Annotated in this window: 3 protein-coding genes and 1 pseudogene; all 4 read right to left on the bottom strand. The window is 67.8% G+C overall.

Annotated features, from left to right (window positions below):
• Positions 1–278: pseudogene (locus AC1DXV_RS32755) on the bottom strand (terminase small subunit); the annotation flags it as partial.
• A gap of 156 nt (positions 279–434) precedes the next feature.
• Positions 435–1,232, bottom strand: a complete 798-nt coding sequence (locus AC1DXV_RS32750; RefSeq protein ID WP_477937663.1) for a hypothetical protein — start codon at positions 1,230–1,232, stop codon at positions 435–437.
• Between the two features lie 26 nt (positions 1,233–1,258).
• Positions 1,259–2,608, bottom strand: coding sequence for a replicative DNA helicase (locus tag AC1DXV_RS32745; RefSeq protein ID WP_477937661.1), 1,350 nt, complete (start codon positions 2,606–2,608; stop codon positions 1,259–1,261).
• Positions 2,609–2,631: 23 nt separating this feature from the next.
• Positions 2,632–2,901 carry a hypothetical protein gene (locus AC1DXV_RS32740; RefSeq protein ID WP_477937659.1) on the bottom strand — a complete coding sequence of 90 codons (270 nt, stop codon included), beginning with the start codon at positions 2,899–2,901 and terminating at the stop codon, positions 2,632–2,634.
• Positions 2,902–3,556: the final 655 nt, after the last annotated feature.

The following is a 3,556-nucleotide window of genomic DNA, read 5'->3' as shown; positions in this document are numbered from 1 at the left end:
GGCGCCAGCTCGCGGCGGTTCACCGCGTTGTCCATCGCGACGCGGTCAGCCTGCTCGCGAGCCAGCCGGGCACGCTCGCGCGCCAGCTCGCCGTCGGCGCCGCGGCCCGCGGCCTGCTCGCGCAGGTGCTTCGTGTACGCGCGCAGCCAAGTTGCCGCCGGCTGGCCAGCCAGCAAGATGCCGCGAGTGAGCAGGTCACTGACGACGGGCTGGGTCACGCCGACCAGGTCGCCGAACTGCTCTTGCGTGACCGGATGCGAGAGCGGCGAAGACAGCATGTCCTGTGGGTCTCCCATGGATATAACCCCCTTAGGAACGCCCCGCAACTGCGGTGCAAACGGGGTTCGAATTACCCTTGACCGACCTCTCCCGGGAGGACCCGATGAGGGGGGTGGGGGGTGGGGTCGAGGCCGTCGCCGATCGAGGTGAGAACGTCATGCGCCCTGCCCTCCGCTCGACAGCCCGAGCTTCGCGAGCTGCTTCTGCATGCGCTGCTCGTAGTGCGACTTGAAGCGCGCATCGATGACACGCTGCGCCGTGCCGACGAAGTCGAAGCGTCGGCCGTAGCGCGTGCCGTTGACGAACAGCAGCACCGGCTTCACCGCACTGCCCGCGCTGAAGCGATACCGCGCCCACACGCCGCGCCGCAGGTGCTGCATCTTGTCGCCGTGCTTCCACGATCCGCGGCCCTGCCTCGACTCGCCGCCGTGCGCAACGAAGTACTCGACCTTGGTGCGCTTGGCCTTCGAGCGCTTCGAGCTGGTCGCGTTGGCGTCCGASCCCGCGAGGTTGAAGGCCTGCAGCTGGCTCAGGATCTGCACGATCTGCCCGCGCCCCATGTTGCCGTAGGCATCGAGCTTGGCGGCCGAGCCCGGCACCGCCCGTTCGTTCTTGCGCATCAGCCCGGCCTGCACGAGGATCTCCTCGAAGCGCTTCAGCGGACGGTTGCCGCCCTCGATCTGCGGCAGCAGGTAGTGCGCCCGCGACGTGCCGTCCTTCAGCCACACCATCGCCTGCAGCTTGGTCCGCGTGGCAAAGGTCGTGCGCAGTGCCCGCAGCGTGAAGGCGGTAGGGTTGTCGAACCGGTCGCGGATCTCCGCCACCTGCGCGTCGCGCACCTCGCGCGTCGTGTCGTTGATGGCCTGCGCCATCACGTTCGGATGCTCCTGCTGCAGCTCGCCGAARGCCTTCGCGATCTGCGCCGCATCGAAGCGGATGTTCATCGTCAACATGTCTTCTCCCTCGGTCTGGTCGCGATTCAGTTCAGCCCGCCGCCGCGTTGCTTGCTCAGCGCCTTCATGGGTGGCGGCCCCTCCCAATCCGAGAAGCGCTGGTAGGCGCCGTCGAAGCTGAAGTTCAGCGTGTCGGTCGGGCCGTTCTTGTGCTTGACCACCAGCAGCTCGGCGTGGAACTTGTTGGCCTCGGTCGGCGCCCGCCGGTGCTCGCGGTGCAGCAGCCCGATCAGGTCGGCCGCGCCCTCGATGTCGCCGCTGTCGCGCAGGTCGCTCATCTGCGGCATGCCGGTCGAACGCTTCTCCGAGTCGCGGTTCAACTGCGACAGCAAGATGACCCAGACGCCGAATTCCTTCGCCGCCCGCTTCAGGCCGTTGGCGATCTTCCCCAGCTCCTGGTTCCGGTTGTCGCCGTCGCCCTCCATCAGTTGGAGGTAGTCGATGATCACGAGGTCGAGCTTCTTGTGCCGGCGCTTGACCTGCTGGATCTTGCGACGCACGTCCATGATGCTGAGCGCCGCCTGGTCGTCCATCGCGATGTGCAGCTTCCCGAGCGCGTCGATGCCTTCGCTGACGCCCTCCCACATGCTCTCCGGCGCGTTGCGCGGATTGCGCAGGTCCGCGAGGTTCACGCGCCCGGCTGCTGCCACCTGTCGGGCCGTCAGCGAGTTCAAGCTGTCTTCCTGCGTCAGCATCAGCACGTAGTGCTTGCGGCCCACGTTGCGGCTGAGCGTCAGGCATATGGCCGTCTTCCCCATGCTCGGCCTGGCGCCGATCACCCACAGCTCGCCCGGCCGGCCGCCGCCCGCGGTGCAGTGGTCCAGATCCTTCAGTCCGGTCTGGATGGTCGTTTCCTTGCCGTCGTAGCGCTGCTGTAGGTCGTCGAGGTAGCTCACGACCAGCTCGCTGATGTCGCGCGGCTCGTTGCGCTCCGCTACGGCGTTCAGCGCCATCAGCTTCGTGATCATCTGGTCGATCACCTGGTCGACCGGCTGCGGCTTGCCATCGGCGCCGTGCGCGCCGCGCATGACCTCGTCGGCGACCGCCGCGCCCAGGCGCATCACCTCGCGTTCCCGCCAGCGCTCGACGATCAGCTCGGCGTGCCTCGCCGCGGCCCGGCTGTTCGTCACCGACTGCAGCAGTTGGTTCAGGTACACCATGCTGTGGCCGCCGCGGTCGTGGACGGTTATGAGGTCGGCCAGCTTGCCGGCCATGAGCAGCTCGCTGATCGTCTCGTAGATCGCCCGGTGRTCGCSCTGGTAGAAGTGCTCCGGCTTCAAGATCGTGCCGACCACCTCGAARGCCTGGTTGTCGAACAGCAGCGAGCCCAGCACGCTGTGCTCKGCYTCCTCGCTGTGCGGRGCGCTGTGGGGCACRYYGAAGGCTTCGGGRCGCCGGCTCATGCGGACTCCCCTTGCYGCGCCAGCATCACGGCTTCGGCCTGCCGGCCCTGSGTCGTCAGGTAGGCCTCATCGCCGCCTGGCGGGATCTGCCACAGGCGGAACCAGTTGCCCTGCACGCTCTGCAGGAACGTCTTGCGCCAGTCGCGCTGCCGCTTGCCCTGCTCCATGCGCCGCGCCTTGAACTCGTGCCAGTGCAGTTGCAGGATGTCCTGCCCGATGCGGGCTTGCTCGCAGTAGGYGAAGACCGGGTCGTCCTCGGGGATCACCTGCTCGCCTTTGGCTCGGCAGTCGGCRATGAAGTCGCGMAGGCTCACSAGCGGCCTGCAGTCCTCCGTGTCGTCTTCCGTCAAGACCGCATTGCGCTTGCGGCTGGCCCGATCCGCTGCGGTGTCATCGCTGGCCCGAACGCCGGCATCGRCCTGAACCCTTGAGCGAGGTTCTTCAGCCCCAGAAGGGGGTTGGGGGTATCTTGTATTCAAAGGTTCATTGATGGTTAGGGGGCACGTGGTGCCGGTCTGACCGGCATCTGGTGCCGGTATGCGGCACGTGGTGCCGGTCACCGCATGCGGCATCTCGTGCCGCTCACCGGCATCTGGTGCCGCTTGCCGGCACGTGGTGCCGGTCWGCGACCGCGACATGGAGYGGTGATGGGCGGCACCTCGTGCCGGGTCGCGTGGGCTCGATTGAGCARATCCGTGGGCCGGGCCTGCGGACCGCAGCARGGCCTCGAAGGCGCCTGCGGTCGGGGCGAAGGCGTCCTCCGCTTCAGCGGCTTCGGCACGYGCCTGGGCTCGGGCTTGCGCCTGTGCCTCGCAGATGGCCTGGATGCGGTGCAGCGCCAGCGTGTAGACGTTGGAGCGCTTGCGCCCGAGGCCGACCGCCATCAGCCCTTGCTCCTCCAGCCAACGCACGGCGTTGCGC

The organism is Rhizobacter sp. P3_C12 (assembly GCF_056402735.1).
Note: the sequence above shows the minus strand (reverse complement) of the source record. Positions and strands in the feature narration are given on the sequence as shown.